The 16,794-nt window shown below is 65.5% G+C and carries 17 protein-coding genes; 9 read left to right on the top strand and 8 right to left on the bottom strand.

The genetic code is table 11. The annotated features are described in order from the left end of the window. Positions 1–114: 114 nt before the first annotated feature. The gene (gene typA, locus E2E27_RS08555; RefSeq protein ID WP_141458545.1) at positions 115–1,947 is read left to right on the top strand and encodes a translational GTPase TypA; all 1,833 of its coding nucleotides are present in this window, start codon (positions 115–117) and stop codon (positions 1,945–1,947) included. 144 nt (positions 1,948–2,091) lie between these two features. Here typA and E2E27_RS08550 read toward each other — a convergent pair whose 3' ends face one another. Beyond that, entirely contained in the window at positions 2,092–2,934 is an 843-nt protein-coding gene (locus E2E27_RS08550; protein WP_141458544.1) for an outer membrane protein, read from the bottom strand. A 219-nt stretch (positions 2,935–3,153) separates the two neighbouring features. Between E2E27_RS08550 and putP the strand changes: the two genes are divergently transcribed. The 5 genes from putP (at position 3,154) to E2E27_RS08525 (ending at position 7,167) form a co-directional block, all read left to right on the top strand. Next, a complete protein-coding gene (gene putP, locus E2E27_RS08545) occupies positions 3,154–4,623 on the top strand; it encodes a sodium/proline symporter PutP (RefSeq protein ID WP_141458543.1) in 1,470 nt (489 codons plus the stop codon). Positions 4,624–4,754: 131 nt separating this feature from the next. After that, positions 4,755–5,159: a thioredoxin family protein gene (locus E2E27_RS08540; protein ID WP_141458542.1), complete on the top strand. Its 405-nt coding sequence runs from the start codon at positions 4,755–4,757 to the stop codon at positions 5,157–5,159. Positions 5,160–5,171: 12 nt separating this feature from the next. Beyond that, a complete protein-coding gene (locus E2E27_RS08535) occupies positions 5,172–5,891 on the top strand; it encodes a cytochrome c biogenesis CcdA family protein (RefSeq protein ID WP_141458541.1) in 720 nt (239 codons plus the stop codon). A 60-nt stretch (positions 5,892–5,951) separates the two neighbouring features. Next, entirely contained in the window at positions 5,952–6,347 is a 396-nt protein-coding gene (locus tag E2E27_RS08530) for a VOC family protein (protein ID WP_141458540.1), read from the top strand. 97 nt (positions 6,348–6,444) lie between these two features. Beyond that, positions 6,445–7,167 carry an extensin family protein gene (locus E2E27_RS08525; protein WP_141458539.1) on the top strand — a complete coding sequence of 241 codons (723 nt, stop codon included), beginning with the start codon at positions 6,445–6,447 and terminating at the stop codon, positions 7,165–7,167. A 180-nt stretch (positions 7,168–7,347) separates the two neighbouring features. On the opposite strand, the gene E2E27_RS08520 is transcribed toward E2E27_RS08525, so the two are convergent. From E2E27_RS08520 to E2E27_RS08490, 7 genes are all read right to left on the bottom strand, one after another. Next, entirely contained in the window at positions 7,348–7,968 is a 621-nt protein-coding gene (locus E2E27_RS08520) for a response regulator transcription factor (RefSeq protein WP_086608922.1), read from the bottom strand. Between the two features lie 142 nt (positions 7,969–8,110). After that, the gene (locus tag E2E27_RS08515; RefSeq protein WP_141458538.1) at positions 8,111–8,857 is read right to left on the bottom strand and encodes a proteasome-type protease; all 747 of its coding nucleotides are present in this window, start codon (positions 8,855–8,857) and stop codon (positions 8,111–8,113) included. 88 nt (positions 8,858–8,945) lie between these two features. Further along, entirely contained in the window at positions 8,946–9,821 is an 876-nt protein-coding gene (locus tag E2E27_RS08510) for a transglutaminase family protein (protein WP_141461730.1), read from the bottom strand. A gap of 5 nt (positions 9,822–9,826) precedes the next feature. Continuing rightward, positions 9,827–10,771, bottom strand: coding sequence for an alpha-E domain-containing protein (locus tag E2E27_RS08505; RefSeq protein WP_141461728.1), 945 nt, complete (start codon positions 10,769–10,771; stop codon positions 9,827–9,829). Beyond that, on the bottom strand, positions 10,771–12,201 hold the full coding sequence (locus E2E27_RS08500) for a circularly permuted type 2 ATP-grasp protein (protein ID WP_141458537.1): 1,431 nt from the start codon (positions 12,199–12,201) through the stop codon (positions 10,771–10,773). Before E2E27_RS08500 ends, E2E27_RS08505 begins: the two co-directional genes overlap by 1 nt. A gap of 105 nt (positions 12,202–12,306) precedes the next feature. Next, positions 12,307–13,143, bottom strand: a complete 837-nt coding sequence (locus E2E27_RS08495) for an esterase/lipase family protein (RefSeq protein WP_141458536.1) — start codon at positions 13,141–13,143, stop codon at positions 12,307–12,309. 103 nt (positions 13,144–13,246) lie between these two features. Next, positions 13,247–13,783, bottom strand: coding sequence for a DUF3617 domain-containing protein (locus E2E27_RS08490; protein WP_181443628.1), 537 nt, complete (start codon positions 13,781–13,783; stop codon positions 13,247–13,249). A 112-nt stretch (positions 13,784–13,895) separates the two neighbouring features. On the opposite strand from E2E27_RS08490, the gene uvrB reads away from it, so the two are divergent. The 3 genes from uvrB (at position 13,896) to E2E27_RS08475 (ending at position 16,732) form a co-directional block, all read left to right on the top strand. Beyond that, a complete protein-coding gene (uvrB, locus tag E2E27_RS08485; RefSeq protein WP_141458534.1) occupies positions 13,896–16,091 on the top strand; it encodes an excinuclease ABC subunit UvrB in 2,196 nt (731 codons plus the stop codon). Between the two features lie 165 nt (positions 16,092–16,256). Continuing rightward, positions 16,257–16,511: a type II toxin-antitoxin system HicA family toxin gene (locus E2E27_RS08480; RefSeq protein ID WP_141458533.1), complete on the top strand. Its 255-nt coding sequence runs from the start codon at positions 16,257–16,259 to the stop codon at positions 16,509–16,511. Further along, positions 16,508–16,732: a type II toxin-antitoxin system HicB family antitoxin gene (locus E2E27_RS08475; RefSeq protein ID WP_141458532.1), complete on the top strand. Its 225-nt coding sequence runs from the start codon at positions 16,508–16,510 to the stop codon at positions 16,730–16,732. Before E2E27_RS08480 ends, E2E27_RS08475 begins: the two co-directional genes overlap by 4 nt. Positions 16,733–16,794: the final 62 nt, after the last annotated feature.

Genomic DNA, 16,794 nt, shown 5'->3' with positions numbered 1-16,794 from the left:
CGCTGTCGCCAACCCGCCACAAACATTGCCTACCGCATCGCGCCCATCCGCGGTGCCCCTGTTCTCCCTCCGGAAGCGCCCTGCTTCCGGCATTTCACCGGAAGTTTTCGCAAAATGTCGTCCGCCCTCAGAAATATCGCGATCATCGCCCACGTCGACCACGGCAAGACCACGCTGGTCGACCAGTTGTTCCGCCAATCGGGCACCTTCCGCGAGAATCAGCGGGTCGAGGAACGCGCAATGGATTCGGGCGATCTCGAAAAGGAACGCGGGATCACCATTCTCGCCAAGTGCACCAGTGTCGAGTGGGAACAGGACGGGACGACCACCCGCATCAACATCGTCGACACCCCCGGCCACGCCGACTTCGGCGCCGAGGTGGAGCGCATCCTCTCGATGGTCGACGGCGTGATCCTGCTGGTCGACAGCGCGGAAGGCGCCATGCCGCAGACCAAGTTCGTCACCGGCAAGGCGCTGGCGCTGGGCCTCAAGCCGATCGTCGTCGTCAACAAGATCGACCGTCCCGATGGCCGTCCGCAGGAAGTGCTCGACGAGGTGTTCGACCTGTTCGTCAGCCTCGATGCCAATGACGAACAGCTCGATTTCCCGGTGCTCTATGCCTCGGGCCGCGAAGGCTATGCCAGCGAGGACATGGATGCGCGCGAAGGCACGCTCGCCCCGCTGTTCAACAAGGTCGTCGAGCACGTCCCCGCCCCCGGCCTCGACCCCGACGCCAAGTTCGCATTTCTCGCGACCCTGCTCGACCGCGACAACTTCATGGGCCGCGTGCTGACGGGGCGTGTCCAGTCGGGCACGATCAAGGTCAATGACCCGATCCACGCGATCGACATGGACGGCAAGGTGATCGAAACCGGCCGCGCGACCAAGCTGATGAGCTTCGACGGTCTGGAGCGCGTGCCCGTGGAGATCGCGCGCGCGGGCGACATCATCGCGCTCGCCGGTCTGGAAAAGGCGACCGTCGCCAACACAATCTGCGATCCCTCGGTCAGCGAGCCCATCGCCGCCCAGCCGATCGACCCGCCGACGCTGGCGATGCGCTTCTCGGTGAATGACTCGCCGCTGGCGGGCCGCGAGGGCAGCAAGGTGACGAGCCGCATGATCCGCGACCGCCTGCTGCGCGAAGCGGAAACCAACGTCGCGATCCGCGTGACCGAGAGCGAGGACAAGGACAGCTTCGAAGTCGCCGGGCGCGGCGAATTGCAGCTCGGCGTGCTGATCGAAACCATGCGCCGCGAAGGCTTCGAGCTCGGTATCAGCCGCCCACGCGTGCTGTTCCGCGAGGAAGGCGGCAAGCGCATGGAGCCGTACGAAACCGTCGTGATCGACGTCGATGACGAACACTCGGGCACGGTGGTCGAGAAGATGCAGCGCCGCAAGGCCGACCTCGTCGAGATGCGCCCCTCGGGCCTCGGCAAGACCCGCATCACCTTCTCCGCCCCTTCGCGCGGGCTGATCGGCTACCATGGCGAATTCCTGTCCGACACGCGCGGCACCGGGATCATGAACCGCCTGTTCGAGAAATATGACGTCTACAAGGGCCCGATCGAAGGTCGTATCAACGGCGTGCTGATCTCCAACGGCGATGGCGAGGCGGTGGCTTATGCGCTGAACTCGCTCGAAGAGCGCGGCACGCTGTTCATCGCCCCGCAGATGAAGCTCTATGAAGGCATGATCATCGGCGAGAATGCCAAGCCCGACGATCTCGAGGTGAACCCGCTGAAAGCCAAGCAGCTCACCAACATCCGCTCCAGCGGCAAGGACGACGCGATCCGCCTCACCCCGCCGCGCCGCATGAGCCTGGAGCAGGCGATCGCCTATATCGACGACGACGAGATGGTCGAGGTGACGCCCCAGTCGATCCGGCTGCGCAAGGCGATCCTGTGCCCGCACGAACGCAAGAAGGCGCGGCGCAAGAAGGAGGATTGATCCTCACCCGCAGCGCTCCCTTGGCTCATCCGCCCGAGCGGCGTGGTGAACGGGGTTGCGAACACAAAAAAGCCCCGCGTGGCCATGGCCAGCGCGGGGCTTTTGCGTTGCGGGCGGACACGCGATCCGCCCGCTTTACGGCGATCAGAACCGCAGGTTCACCGAAGCGCGCAGCGCGTGGTAATCGAAGCGATCATTCGAAAGGCGCAGATCCGTGCCGCCCGATTCCAGCAGGAAGGGGTTGGTGTCCGGCGCCGTGCCCTGGCCCACCGCGACGGTGTATTCGTCGTCATTGTAGCTCGAGAACAGGTATTCGAGGCCGATCCCGAGGTTGCGGGTCAGCATGATTTCCGCCCCGCCACCGGCCTGCCAGCCGAACTGCCAGTCGTTGTTGTCGCTGGGCGTGAAGGAATTCGCGCCGTTGCTGGTGGTGAAGGCGCGCTCGATCCGCGCATAGCCGACGCCGCCGGTGCCGTAGAACAGCACGCGGCCGGCCCCCGGCGCAACGCCCAGACGCGCACGTGCGTTGATCGTCCAGTCGAGTTCACGCTGGAAGGTGTAGGACGCGGGGGTGGTGCTGAAACCGGTGGTGAATTCCTCCACGCCCGGCTTGGCGCCTTCGATCAGCACACCGGCGACGAACGGGCCATCGCCCATCTGCTGGTCATAGCCGACGCGGACGGAGTAGCCTTCGTTGTCGGTGTTGCCGCGGCAGCCTGGGGTCGCCGCGATCGGGCGACCGGCGCAGAAGCCCGGCGAGAAGGCGTCGGCGTCGGCAACGGTGAGAACGTCGTCGTTGAAGGTGCCATCCTGATCGGTGTCGAAGATGATCCGGTCGCCCCCGCCGTCCTTGACGGTCTCGAGACCGATGGTGCCCGAAATGTAGGGCCCGTCGAAATAGGGCTCGCCGTCCTGCGCGAATGCCGCCGACGATACCGCCAGGGCCGCAACGCTGATGACCGGCGCGACCTTTGTGATGAATGCCATTATTTGAACTCCGGGTTTTCTCTTTCGCCCGCATGGTTGCGGAGCGTCGCGAGGTAAGGCGCGCCAAACAGGCTTTGTTCCAAGACAATACGGATTGATGCGACGAGTTGAGCGCTCACCCTGCTGCGCGGAGGGGCCCGGCGGTGATCAAGGGCCCGCGCAAGGAAATTCGGAAAGACGGGTGGTCATGGCGCTGGTGGCTTGTTACCCACCACCCCCATGAACAGTTTCACTCTTGCCTCTCTTGCCGCCTATTTTGTCCTCATGATCGCCATCGGGCTCTATGCCTGGCGCAAGTCGACCGACAATTCGGAAGGGTATCTGCTCGCCGGACGCAACCTGCCGCCCGCCGTGGCGGCGCTGAGCGCCGGGGCGAGCGACATGTCGGGCTGGCTGCTGCTGGGCCTGCCGGGCGCGCTCTATGCCGCAGGGCTGGTCGAGGCGTGGATCGGGATCGGCCTGTTCGTTGGCGCGCTGGCCAACTGGATCATCGTCGCCCCGCGCCTGCGCGAACAGACCGAGCGGATCGGCAACGCGCTGACGATCCCGCAATTCCTTGCCAACCGTTTCCCCGAGCGGCGCATCCTGCTGCGCGTCACCTCGGCGGTGATCATCGTCGCTTTCTTCACCGTTTACACCGCCGCCGGGCTGGTGGGCGGCGGCAAGCTGTTCGAAACCGCCTTTGCCGGAATCCTGCCCAACACCATGTTCAGCGACTACATGCTGGGCATCCTGATCACGGCGGGGATTGTGCTGGCCTATACCATGGTCGGCGGGTTCCTCGCGGTCAGCCTTACCGATTTTGTGCAGGGGCTGATCATGATGGTGGCGCTGATCGTGATGCCGCTGGTGGTGATGTTCGGCCCTGGCGGCTCGGCGGGCGGGAGCCTGACCGAAGTGCCGGTCGAAGGCTTTCTCGACATCACGCAGGGGCTGACCGCGATCGGCTTCATCAGCGCGGTCACATGGGGGCTCGGCTATTTCGGCCAGCCGCACATCATCGTGCGCTTCATGGCGATCGACAAGGTCAAGAATGTTCCGCGCGCGGCGGCCTATGGCATGGGCTGGATGGGGATCGCGCTGGTCGGCGCGCTGGGCCTCGGGCTGGCGGGCCGCGCCTATGTCGAGCGCAACGGGCTGGTGATCGAGGATCCCGAGACGATCTTCATCGTCCTCGCGCAGCTCTTGTTTCACCCTGCGGTGACGGGCTTCCTCTATGCCGCGTTGCTTGCCGCGATCATGAGCACGATTTCCTCGCAGCTGCTGGTCTCGTCCTCGTCGCTGACCGAGGATTTCTACCGCCTGTTCCTGCGCCGCAACGCCTCCGAGCGCGAGGCGGTGAATGTCAGCCGCGTGGCGGTCGCGCTGGTGGCGATTGCCGCGGTGGTGCTGGCGCGTGATCCTGACAGCGAAGTGCTCGGCCTCGTCGCCAACGCCTGGGCGGGCTTCGGCGCGGCCTTCGGCCCGCTGATCCTGCTGGCGCTGACATGGGACAGGATGACCGGCGCGGGTGCGGTCGCCGGACTGGTGACGGGTGCGGCGGTGGTAGCAGGCTGGATCGCGCTGGGCTGGAATAAGGCTTTTCTGGGCGGGCCGGGCCTTTACGAGATCGTGCCGGGCTTTGCCGCCGCGCTGCTGGCGATCGTGGTGGTCAGCCTCGCCACCGGCAAAAAAGCTGCAACAGTGTAACCCTTCCGCGCCGACGCACGAAACCTACAGCGACAGGAACGCACTGCCCCGCTTCCCCGCCACTCCCCCGGCGTGACCCCTGACGGGCGGTGCGCTCCTGCGCCCTTTCCCGGTTTGTCGGAGGTTTCCCCATGCTGCGTTTCGTCTCCCTGCTCGCCGCCATCGGCGTGCTGCTTGCCGCTGCCCTTTCGGTCACTGCCCGCGCCGAAAGCGGCGGCGGATGGCAGGCCTACGACGCCAGCAGCTTCGCCGCCGCTCAGGGTGCGGGCAAGACCATCGTGGTTGATGTCCATGCCGACTGGTGCCCGACCTGTCGTGCGCAGGCCCCGATCCTCGACGAATTGCGCAAGGAACGCGCCAGCGACACCGTCGCCTTCGTGCGGGTCGATTTCGACAAGGACAAGGCCTTCCTGCGCGCCCACCGCATCCCGCGCCAGTCAACCGTGCTGGTGTTCAAGGGCGGCAAGGAAGTCGCCCGCTCGATCGCCGAAACCGACCGTGGCCGGCTGCGGCAGATGGTGCTGGGCGCGCTGTAAGGGCAGCATTGCATGACCGGCAGCCTGCTGCTCGCCTTCCTTGCGGGGTTGGTGACGATCCTCAACCCCTGCGTGTTGCCGCTGGTGCCGATCCTCGTCGGGTCGGCGCTGGGCAAGAGCCGGGCCGGGCCGCTGGCGCTGGCAGGCGGGCTGGTGACAAGCTTCACGATCTTCGGCTTCGGCGTGATTGCCTTCGGGCACACGCTGGGGATCGACGAGGGTGCGGTGCGCTGGCTGGCCGGGGCGCTGCTGCTGGCGGCAGGTCTGGTGCTGCTGGTGCCGCGTGCGCAGGCCGCGCTCAGCGCCGCCGCCGCCCCGCTCGCCGCCGCCGGCAACCGCAGGCTGGCAAGGGTCAGGGGCGATGGCTGGCACGGGCAGGCGGTGATAGGCCTGCTGCTCGGGCTGGTCTGGGCACCTTGCGTAGGCCCGACGCTGGGCGTGGCGATCGCGGCGGCCAGCGGCGGGGAAGATCTGCTGGCGAGCTTCACCATCTTCCTCGCCTTCGGGCTGGGCGTGGCGAGTTCGATCCTCGCCTTCGCCTATGGCTCGCGGCGGGCGCTCGGCGAGCGGCGCAAGACCCTCGCGACCCTCGCCCGCTACGGCAAGCCGCTGTTCGGCGCGGCGCTGGTGGTGGTGGGCGCGCTGGTGCTGACCGGGTTCGACAAGGTGATCGAGGCCGCGCTGCTCGACCTGCTGCCCGCCTCGCTGGTGGCCTTCACGACCCGGTTCTGAGCAATCGCCCTTTCCTCCGGTCGCAGCATGGCGCATGATCGCCGTGGGGAGGCATTGGCGATGACGGACACACATTCACACGCACCGCGCGTCACCGGGCTGGGCGGCGTGTTCTATGTCGTGAAAGACCCGGCGGCGACCCGCGCGTGGTATCGCGACACGCTCGGGATCGACGGGCCCTATGGCCCGCAACTCGCATGGGCGGAAGAGCCGCTGGCGCATCCCTACTCTCTGATCAGCCACTTCGCCGACGACACCTATATCAAGCCCGGCACTGGCAGCTTCATGATCAATCTCAGGGTCAATGACTGCGACGGAATGGTCGCGGGCCTGAGGGCCAAGGGCGTAGAAATCCTCGGCACAGCGGACGAAGGATACGGCAAGTTTGCCTGGCTGCTCGACCCGGACGGCGTGAAGGTCGAGCTGTGGGAACAGGTCGAGGATGCCCTGCCCTGAACGGCCGCCTGCGCGCCATACCTTAACCGGCCACAAAGGCACGCTTTTCCCGAAGCGTTTCCCTCCTGTTAACCATTTCTGCGCGATAACCCGAGGCATGAAAGCCACGGGCACCCTTCGCGCAATCGCGCTGGCGACGGCCGCTCTGGCGCTGGCCGGCTGCGGGTCGCTGATCCCCGGCACCAGCGCCGCGCCGGGCAATGCCAGCCAGAGCGCCCGCGCCCCGGCCCGTCCGGCGGTGCCGGTCGCCTCGGCCCCGCGCTCCTATGCGCCGCGCCCGGGCGACGATGCCTGCCTTGCCGATCTGGGGGCGAGCGGCGCGCGGTTCGATCCGCTGCCCGATACCTATGCCGCGCCGGGGTGCAACAAGCTCGGCACGGTGCAACTGATGGCGCTGGCGGGCGACCGCGCGCCGATGAGCGTCAGCAATCTCGGCCCGGTGCGCTGCGGCGTGGCGAAAGCCTTCGGCGACTGGGCGCGCTTCGGGGTTGACCGTGCCGCGCGCGAGATTCTCGGCAGCCCGGTGGCGCGGATCGAGACGATGGGTTCCTATGCCTGCCGCAATGTCGCGGGCACCGAGGTGCGATCGGGCCATGCCCGCGCCGAGGCGATCGATGTCGCGGGCTTCGTGCTGGCCGATGGCCGCCGGATCGTGCTCAAGCGCGATTGGGACGGCGGCGATGCGGCGACGCGCGAATTCCTGCGGGTGGTGCATCGCAGCGCCTGCAAGCGGTTCGGCACGGTGCTTGGCCCGCAATACAATGCCGCGCACGCCGATCACTTCCACCTGGAAGGCACGGGCGCGAAGTTCTGTCGCTGACCGGAGCGCCGCAACGCTCGCCCAATCGGCACCCCTGCTTCACACGCGCAAACGAAAGCGGCCCCGGCCCGCTGAACCACCAGCGCCGGGGCCGCCCGCAAGGCAAGCCTGATTCCCCCGCCTGCGGTCGGCATCGGCGCCTGCAAGGGGACAGGACGGGCCGGACCGATGGGCAGATCGCTATGCCCGCAGCCTGGGTTCCAGCTTCGCCTCGAGTTTCAACCGCACCGCTTCCGCCGCATGGCGCGCGCCAAGCTTGGTCATCATGTTGGCGCGGTGGATTTCCACGGTGCGCGGGCTGATGTCGAGTTCGCGCGCAATCGCCTTGTTGCTGCTGCCTTCGGCCAGCCAGTCCAGCACTTCGCGTTCACGCGCCGAAAGAGTCGAGATGCGGTCCCGCGCTTCGATCATGCGGCGGCGGGCGACGCCGAACTGTTCGGCCTCCTTCTCGATCCGCAGCAGGCAGCGGGTGAAACGTTCGGGATCGAGCGGCAGGGCGAGATAATCAAGCGCCCCGGCCTTGATCGCCTCGACAATGCGGCCCGGACGCGGCTGCACGTCCACCGCGATCAGCGGTAGCCAGATCCCGAGCCGCCCGAGCCGGTCGAGGATCATGCCGACCCCGCCTTCTTCGGCGGTGTCGCGGGCGATCAGGATCCCTTCGCGCGGCGGATGGACCGCGAGTTCGGAAAGGTCGCCGTAGACCTCGCAGTGGTGGCCCAGCGTGAAGCCTACCCGAGCCAGTTCGGCCCGTTGACGGCTGCACGAATCGATGAAGTGGAGGGTGGCTTTGCGTGTCATGTCAGCCTGTCTGCGACAACCGGTTACAGGTTTCACGCAAGAGCGCCGCCGATCCGGAGGATTTACCATATCCGGAATCGCACAAGCTACTGACAAAAAAGGATAAAAATGCTCCAAAGCGGAGCCAGATTGCGGTTAATTGCTAGGTGTCGTCACCGAAGCGATAGGACGGAAGCGAATCGAAGGCCGATCGCAGCGCATCCCCCCAACCCGATGAAATCGTGTCGAAATAGGGATCGTCCGCAGCCACACGGTGTTCGTGGGTGGCGGCAAAGGTATCCTTGCCGATCACCAAGAGGTCGAGCGGCAGACCGACCGACAGGTTAGCCTTGAGAGTTGAATCGAAACTGACCATCAGCAGCTTGATCGCGTCCTCGAAGCTCATGTCCCGGTCATAGCCGCGGATCAGGATCGGGCGGCCATACTTGGTCTCGCCGATCTGGAAGAAGGGCGTGTCCCAGCTGGCTTCGATGAAATTGCCTTCGGGATAAATCATGAACAGGCGCGGCTGCATCCCCGCGATCTGCCCGGCCACGATCATGGTGGCGGTAAAGCGCCCCTTGCCGCCATCGCCGTTGACGCTCTGCGCGGTTTCGATGGTGGTGCGCAGCAGGCGCCCGATCTCGGTGGCGACCTGAAACATGGTCGCGCCCTTGAGCAGCGTGTTGTCGCGCTCGCCCGGAGCCTTGGTGCGTTCTTCCAGCTGGCTGATCACCGCCTGGGTGGTTGCCAGATTGCCGGCGGTCATCACCGCGATCATGCGCTCGCCCGGCACGCTCCAGTGGAACAGCTTGCGGAAGGTGGAGATGTTGTCGACGCCCGAATTGGTGCGGGTGTCGCTCATGAGCACGAGGCCCTTGTCGAGCACCATCCCAACGCAATAGGTCATGACCGCATTCTCTCCTGTCGCCCCAAGGCCGGGGCGCACACTTACGCGATGCGCCGCCCAGCGCAAACACCGTCGTCCTGCAATGCGGCTATTGCGACTGTTCGCCCTGCTTCTGGCTCTGCTGTCCCTGCTGCTGGCTCTGTCCGCTGGCAGGTGGCTGCCCTTCGACCGTCAGGCCCACGGTCAGCACCTCGTCGGCGGCGGTGCCGAAGCTGATCCCGGTGATCGGCGCCGCATCACGGTAATCGCTGCCCGTGGCCACACGGACATAGCGCGGATCGGGGCTGATACCGTTCGACACGTCGAAGCCGACCCAGCCCAGCCCTTCGACATGGGCTTCGGCCCAGGCGTGGGTGGCTTCTTGCTCGATGCGGTCGTCCATCATCAGATAGCCGCTGACATAGCGCGCCGGAATGCCGTGCGCGCGCGCCGCGCCGATGAAGATGTGGGCGTGATCCTGACACACGCCTGCGCCCTGAAGGGTCGCCTCCTCGGCGGTGGTGGCCGCGTGGGTGCGCCCGGTTTCATAGGCCACCCGATCGCGGATCAGGGCCGAGAGCGCGTGGAGGAAATCGAGCGGAGCATCCTCCGCCCCGCCCGCCGCCTCGCGCAGCAGGGCACGAAGTTTGACACCGGGGCGGGTCAGCGGGGTCTGGCGCAGGAAGCTCCACAAGGGCAGGTGCCCCGAATGACGGCCGATCACCCCGGCATTGTCCTCGGTCTCGACCACGCCTTCGCAGGTCACCGTCACCTCATGCGCACCCGGCGCGAGGCCGATCAGCGTGACGTGGTTGAAATGCTGGTCGTCATATTCGAGCTCGGCATGGGCGTTGTCGAACCGCATCGACCAGTTGACGATGCGCTGGCCCTGCGTCTCCTTGGGCGTCAGCCGCAGCCGTTGGAGCGCGTGGACCACCGGCTGCGCGAAGGCATAGTGCGTGGTGTGGCGGATCGAGAGGCGCAGCGTGCTCATGCGTGAAACCGGTAATCCTCGGCAATCGCCCGGCCGATGGCGGCGTTGCGGGCGAGGAAATCGATCAGGAATTCGTGCAGGCCGGCCTCGAAGATCTGATCGACGGTAAGGTGGCTGATGCGGGTATCGGAGTCGCGCATCAACGCGACCGCGCCGCCCTCCACCCCGTGCGTGTGGGCCAGCGCCCCCAGACAATTGCGCAGCGCATTGCGACAGAAGGCGAGGCTGCGCGGGAAGCGGTCGTCGAGCACCAGAAACTCCACGATCCCGCGCGCCTCGATCTGTCCGGCATTGAGCCACGAATAGACCCGCGCCCCCGCGACCGAGCGCAGCACCTGTTCCCACTGCCCGGTATCGAGGCTCGACCCCACATAGGAGAGCGAGGGCAGCAGCAGGAAATACTTCATGTCGAGAATGCGCGCGGTGCTGTCAGCCCGCTCGATGAAGGTGCCCGCGCGGGCGAAATGATAGCCCTCGTCGCGCAGCATCGACCCGTCGAAGGCGCCGTGAACCTGAGTGCCGGTCCGCCGGATCGCAGCCAGCAGCTCGCCCACCCCGGTCTGGCCGACGGGCCGGGCGAGCAGCTTGTCGAGCTTCATCCAGTTGTCGTTGACCGCTTCCCAGACATCCGAGGAGATATTGGTGCGCGCCATCCGCGCATTGAAGCGCACCGCGCCCAGCATCTCGCGGACGTTGGCCGCGTTGCCGGGTGCACGCAGCACGAAGTTCCAGACGGTCAGCCCGTCATAGGAATCGTGGTTCGCCTCGAACGCGGCCTGAAGCCCCAGCGTCGCGATCACCGAGCGCCATTCGGCCTCGGCGGTCGCCAGATCGCGGGTCAGCGCCATGCGCAGCGCCGCTTCGAGCAGGCGCGCGGTGTTTTCGGCCCGCTCGAGGTAGCGGAACATCCAGAACAGGCTGTTGGCGGTGCGGCCCAGCATCAGTCTTTCAGCACCCACGTATCCTTGGTGCCGCCTCCCTGACTGGAATTGACCACCAGCGACCCCTTCTTGAGCGCCACCCGCGTCAGCCCGCCCGGCGTGATGTCGATGCCCTCGGGACTGACAAGCACGAAGGGCCTGAGGTCGAGGTGCCGGGGCGCAAGGCCCTTGGCGGTGTAGATCGGGCAGGTCGATAGCGCGAGCGTGGGCTGGGCGATGTAATTTTCGGGCTTGGCGACCAGCTTTTCGCGGAAGGCGGCGATCTCGCGCTTCGACGAGGTCGGCCCGATCAGCATCCCGTAGCCGCCCGATCCATGAACTTCCTTGACCACCAGCTCGGCCAGATTGTCGAGCACATAGGCGAGGCTTTCCTTGTCGGCGCAGCGCCAGGTCTGGACGTTGGGCAGCAAGGGCTTTTCGCCGGTGTAGAATTCGACGATCTCGGGCATGAAGCTGTAGATCGCCTTGTCATCCGCCACCCCGGTGCCCGGCGCATTGGCGATGGTGATCCCGCCCGCGCGATAGACATCCATGATCCCCGGCACGCCCAGCACGCTATCGGGATTGAAGCTGAGCGGATCGAGGAAGTCGTCGTCTACCCGGCGATAGAGCACGTCGATCGGTTTGTAGCCGCGCGTGGTCCGCATCTGCACCCGCCCCTCGGTCACGCGCAGATCGCTCCCTTCGACCAGTTCCGCGCCCATCTGGTCGGCGAGGAAGGCGTGCTCGAAATAGGCGGAGTTGTAGATCCCCGGCGTCAGCACCGCGACCGTGGGCTTGCCGCCGGTGAAGGCGGGCGGGACACAGGCGGCAAGGCTGCGGGCGAGGCGACGCGGGTAATTCGAGACGCTCTCCACCGCCACCCGGCTGAACAGATCGGGGAACATCCCCATCATCGTCTCGCGGTTTTCGAGCATGTAGGACACGCCCGAAGGCGTGCGGGCATTGTCTTCCAGCACAAAGAATTCGTCCGGCCCAGTGCGCACCAGATCGATCCCGACGATATGGGTGTAGATCCCGCCCGGCGGGGTGAAGCCGACCATGTTCGCCAGCCAGGCATCGTTGCTCTGCAGCAGCCGCGCAGGGAGGCGGCCCGCACGCACGATTTCCTGCCGGTGATAGAGATCGTAGAGAAAGGAATTGAGCGCCCGCACCCGCTGCTCGATCCCGCGCGACAGGCGGCGCCATTCGGCGGCGGTGATGATGCGCGGCACCATGTCGAAGGGGATCAGCCGTTCCTCAGCGGCATCCTCGCCGTAGACGTTGAAGGTGATACCCGTGCGGCGGAAGGTATCATCCGCCTCGCGGTTCTTGCGGCGCATCAGTTCGGGCGGCTGTTCGCCAAACCAGCGGCAATATTCGGCATAGGCCGGCCGCGTGTTGCCCGCTTCGTCGAACATTTCATCGAAAGTGCCGCCGCGCGCCTGCATTACCCCCCGCTTGGTTCGTTAGGTGCAATGCAGCAATCTAACCGCGCTTTTGCAAAAGGGAAGCGGCGAGATCGGATTACGCAAGCCAGCGCGCCCCGGTCGTTTTCAGGCAGGCGTGCCTTCGAGCTCGCGCAGCAGCGTCATGATGACCTGCGGATCATAGGTGAACCCCATGTGGGTGCAGCGCAGCGCCACAGCACGATCCCGCTCGCCGGGGCGACCGGCGGCACAACGCGGCGCGATCGCGCCGTCATTTGGGCTCCAGAAGGCGACCGTCTCTACCGGCGGCTTGGCCGACAACTTCGCCTCGATCGGGGGCGCATCGACCGAATGGCCGGTGATGAACTGATAGGCGCGCCAGACATTGTTGGCGCGCGGGGAGCCGCTGAAGGGCGAACCCATGGTGACAACCTTGGCGACCGCCTGCGGCTGGCGCTTGGCCAGCTCGCGCCCGTAGAGCCCGCCGAGGCTCCAGCCGACCAGCACGACCTTGCGTCCGTAGCGCGCGTGGAGATCGAGCAGCCGCGCTTCCATCGCGGCGAAGCTTTCCTCGTTTGGACCCCAGTTGAAGCCAAGCCCCCAGCGCTTGACGCAGTGGCCCGCCGCCTCGAGCTGGCGCGCGAGATAGCGCATCCGCACCGGGTGTGTGGCAAAGCCGGGGAGCATCATCACCACCTGCGGATTTTCCGAGGCGGGGATGGCAAGCTTGCGGCGCGGGCGGCGAACGGGTTCGAGCAGCGCCTCGGCCTCGCCCAAAAGGCGAAGCAAGCGGGGTTTGCCGCGCTCGTGTTCGACCGGGATCACTTCGCGCGCCAGCGCCACGCGGCGCGCGAGCGCGGTGGCGGCATAGGCCTGCTGCGCCTGCGCGCCGACCGCACTGGCTGCCGCAAGCAGCGGCGCGGGCAGGCGGGACAGTTCAGGGACGAAGCGCGGAGTGGCCATACGCCGTTCCAAGCCACATTCCGGCTGAATGTTCCATGAAATGTAACACGCGTAACATTTCCGACACAATTGAGCCGGCTGTCACATCCCGGTCATTGCGCGGTCATTTGGCGGGGCAATCCCCGATCCGCTCGTTCTTGGCAGTGAAATTCATCGTGCCTTCGCCCATGCCTTCGAAGTTGATCTTGGTGCTGGCGGTGTATTCGGACGACGTGCGGGTGGTGGTGCCCGACAGGGTCATGCGCGATTCGCCCTGCGGCGTCTTGCACAGCAGCACGGCATCCATCTTGCCGCCGTCGAGGTCGAACTTCTCGAAGGTGCACTCACCCTCCTGCCCCTGCGTCACCAACTCCTCGAAGCCTTTGTTGACATCTTCCTCGGTCAGGCATTCCTCGACCGTCGTGGTCATGCCCGCGCCGTGGTTCTTCATTTCGGGCGGCATCCCGGGGATATCGACGCCGGTCATGGTGATGGTCGCCTTGTAGAGCCCCGGCTCGGGCTTCACCATCTCGGCATCGGCCTTGGCGGCGACTTCACCGGCGGTGATTTCGCCATCGCCGTCGGCATCGGTCGCGCCGTCCGAACAGCCCGCCAGCAGAGCCGCCCCGGCAGCGGCGGCGAAAAGGGTGATGCGTGTCATTGCTCTCTCCTGCTCCATGACTTTCGCGGATATGACCATGCAGCATCGCAGGTGCCAACCAAAATCGCGCGCGCGCCTTGCGTGTCCCGTTTTGTTCCCCATACTTGGGAGCATGGCCGAACTCGTGATCCGCCGCGGACTGGACGAGCCCGAAACGGGCGCGGACTTCGTCCCGCACCGCCCTGCCCGCCCCGACAAGTCGATGGGCGGCATTCCGTTCAAGCTGGTGTCGGACTACGAACCGGCGGGCGATCAGCCGACCGCGATCAGGGAACTGACCGAGAGCGCGTTGGCGGGGGATAAGACGCAGGTGCTGCTCGGGGTCACCGGCTCGGGCAAGACCTTCACCATGGCCAAGGTGATCGAGACGCTCCAGCGCCCGGCGCTGATCCTCGCCCCCAACAAGATTCTCGCCGCGCAGCTCTACGGCGAATTCAAGAGCTTCTTCCCCGAAAACGCGGTCGAATATTTCGTCAGCTACTACGACTATTACCAGCCCGAGGCCTACGTCCCTCGCTCGGACACCTATATCGAGAAAGAATCGAGCGTGAACGAAGCGATCGACCGGATGCGCCACTCGGCCACCCGGGCGCTGCTGGAACGCGACGACGTGATCATCGTCGCCTCGGTGTCGTGCCTTTACGGTATCGGCTCGGTCGAGACCTATTCGGCGATGATCTTCGACATCAAGAAGGGCGAGACGGTCGACCAGCGCGAGCTGATCCGCAAGCTCGTCGCACTGCAATACAAGCGCAACGATGCCGCCTTCACGCGGGGGTGTTTCCGGGTGCGCGGTGACAATCTGGAAATCTTCCCCTCGCATTATGAAGACATGGCCTGGAGGGTCAGCTTCTTCGGCGACGAGATCGAGGACATCGCCGAGTTCGACCCGCTCACCGGCACCAAGGGCGCTTCGCTCGAAAAAGTGCGGGTCTATGCCAATTCGCACTACGTCACGCCCGGCCCGACGATGAAACAGGCCGCCGCCGCGATCAAATTCGAGCTGGAGGAACGGCTGAAGGAACTGGAGGCGGAAGGCAAGCTGCTCGAACGCCAGCGGCTCGAACAGCGCACCAATTTCGACCTTGAGATGATCGCGGCGACGGGAAGCTGCGCAGGGATCGAGAACTATTCGCGCTTCCTCACCGGACGGCTGCCCGGCGAACCGCCGCCGACGCTGTTCGAATACCTCCCCGAAAACGCGCTGCTGTTCGTCGATGAAAGCCACCAGACCGTGCCGCAGATCGGCGCGATGGCGCGCGGGGACCACCGCCGCAAGCTGACGCTCGCCGAATACGGCTTCCGCCTGCCAAGCTGCATCGACAATCGCCCGCTGCGCTTCAACGAATGGGACGCGATGCGCCCGCAGACCTTCGCGGTCAGCGCTACCCCCGGCGGTTGGGAAATGGAGCAGACCGGCGGGGTCTTCGCCGAACAGGTGATCCGCCCCACCGGCCTGATCGACCCCCCGGTCGAAATCCGCCCGGTCGAAGACCAGGTGCAGGACTGCATCGCCGAGTGCAAGGCGACCGCCGCCAAGGGCTACCGCACGCTGGTGACTACTCTCACCAAGCGCATGGCCGAAGACCTCACCGAATTCATGCACGAGGCGGGCGTGCGCGTGCGCTACATGCACTCCGACGTCGAGACGCTGGAGCGTATCGAGCTGATCCGCGACCTGCGCCTCGGGGTCTATGACGTGCTGGTCGGCATCAACCTGCTGCGCGAGGGGCTGGACATTCCCGAATGCGGGCTGGTGGCGATCCTCGACGCGGACAAGGAAGGCTTCCTGCGCTCCGAAACCTCGCTGATCCAGACCATCGGCCGCGCCGCGCGTAATGTCGACGGGCGGGTGATCCTCTACGCCGACCGCATCACCGGCAGCATGGAACGCGCCCTCGCCGAGACCGACCGCAGGCGGGCCAAGCAACAGGCCTATAACGAAGAACACGGCATCACGCCGCAGACGATCAAGCGCAACATCCACGACATTGTGGCCCACACCGCCTCGCAGGACAGCGTGGTGGTCGATACCGGCGACGACGAGCGCAACAACCTCGTCGGGCACAACTTGCGCAGCTACATCGAAGACCTCGAAAAGCGGATGCGCAACGCGGCGGCAAACCTCGAATTCGAGGAAGCCGGGAGGTTGCGCGACGAAATCCGCCGGCTGGAAGCGGACGAACTCGGGTTGCCGGACGACCAGAAACGCGCGCCGATTGTCGGGCGGAGCAACGAGGGCAAGCCGGGGACGCGCAAGACGCGGTTCGGCAAGACGCGATATAAGCGGATGGGTGGGAAGCCTTGAAAATGTGCGACGATGTCCAACGCCGCCATTCGCGAAACTGTGGAAAACTTAATGTGTAATTTCAGTTAGTTAAATCTGGCGCCATGCCTTGAGTCGTCTAACGGGTTGTTGCAGCCAAATGTGCAGCCTCTAACGAGAGTGCTGCTCAAACGTACCGAGGCAGCCATGACCCGCATCGACAAGCTCTACGCCAGCCTTCTCGCGAATCCACGCGCGCCGATCCCGTTTCGCGATTTCGAGAAGCTGCTCCGGGCTTTTGGCTTAGAGCACGTCCGCACCAAAGGCAGCCACGCGATTTGGACGCATCCCAAACTCGCCCGTCCTTTCCCAATCCAACCGACGGGCAAAGATGCCAAGCTCTATCAGGTGCGGGAGTTCCTTGAACTTGTCGAGGAACACGGCTTATATATGGAGCCGTGAGCCAGCCGCATTATCATATCAATCTGTTCTGGTCGTCCGAGGACGATTGCTGGATCGCCGACGTTCCCGACCTGAAGCCTTGTTCGGCGCATGGCGACACACCGGACGAAGCGATTGCCAATATCCAGAACGCGATCGAGTTGTGGCTGGAGGCCGCGGTTGAAAGTGGCCTTGCGATCCCTGAACCGCGCTACCGTCCTGCAATCTACGCTGCCGCCTGACCCGCGTTTAAAGCGGGGGCGGGAAACCGCAGGGGTTCCCCTTGAACCCACCCTTCAACCCT

The sequence above is a fragment of the Porphyrobacter sp. YT40 genome (assembly GCF_006542605.1).
In the GTDB taxonomy this organism is placed as follows: Bacteria; Pseudomonadota; Alphaproteobacteria; order Sphingomonadales; family Sphingomonadaceae; genus Erythrobacter.
The sequence above is the reverse complement of the archived record's forward strand: the minus strand, read 5'-3'. Positions and strand labels throughout refer to the sequence as shown.

Excerpts from the sequence above, each read along its gene's own strand:
- typA (WP_141458545.1), top strand. The coding sequence starts at position 115 with ATGTCGTCCGCCCTCAGAAATATCGCGATCATCGCCCACGTCGACCAC.
- E2E27_RS08550 (WP_141458544.1), bottom strand. The coding sequence starts at position 2,934 with ATGGCATTCATCACAAAGGTCGCGCCGGTCATCAGCGTTGCGGCCCTG.
- putP (WP_141458543.1), top strand. The coding sequence starts at position 3,154 with ATGAACAGTTTCACTCTTGCCTCTCTTGCCGCCTATTTTGTCCTCATG.
- E2E27_RS08540 (WP_141458542.1), top strand. The coding sequence starts at position 4,755 with ATGCTGCGTTTCGTCTCCCTGCTCGCCGCCATCGGCGTGCTGCTTGCC.
- E2E27_RS08535 (WP_141458541.1), top strand. The coding sequence starts at position 5,172 with ATGACCGGCAGCCTGCTGCTCGCCTTCCTTGCGGGGTTGGTGACGATC.
- E2E27_RS08530 (WP_141458540.1), top strand. The coding sequence starts at position 5,952 with ATGACGGACACACATTCACACGCACCGCGCGTCACCGGGCTGGGCGGC.
- E2E27_RS08525 (WP_141458539.1), top strand. The coding sequence starts at position 6,445 with ATGAAAGCCACGGGCACCCTTCGCGCAATCGCGCTGGCGACGGCCGCT.
- E2E27_RS08520 (WP_086608922.1), bottom strand. The coding sequence starts at position 7,968 with ATGACACGCAAAGCCACCCTCCACTTCATCGATTCGTGCAGCCGTCAA.
- E2E27_RS08515 (WP_141458538.1), bottom strand. The coding sequence starts at position 8,857 with ATGACCTATTGCGTTGGGATGGTGCTCGACAAGGGCCTCGTGCTCATG.
- E2E27_RS08505 (WP_141461728.1), bottom strand. The coding sequence starts at position 10,771 with ATGCTGGGCCGCACCGCCAACAGCCTGTTCTGGATGTTCCGCTACCTC.
- E2E27_RS08500 (WP_141458537.1), bottom strand. The coding sequence starts at position 12,201 with ATGCAGGCGCGCGGCGGCACTTTCGATGAAATGTTCGACGAAGCGGGC.
- E2E27_RS08495 (WP_141458536.1), bottom strand. The coding sequence starts at position 13,143 with ATGGCCACTCCGCGCTTCGTCCCTGAACTGTCCCGCCTGCCCGCGCCG.
- E2E27_RS08490 (WP_181443628.1), bottom strand. The coding sequence starts at position 13,783 with ATGACACGCATCACCCTTTTCGCCGCCGCTGCCGGGGCGGCTCTGCTG.
- uvrB (WP_141458534.1), top strand. The coding sequence starts at position 13,896 with ATGGCCGAACTCGTGATCCGCCGCGGACTGGACGAGCCCGAAACGGGC.
- E2E27_RS08480 (WP_141458533.1), top strand. The coding sequence starts at position 16,257 with ATGACCCGCATCGACAAGCTCTACGCCAGCCTTCTCGCGAATCCACGC.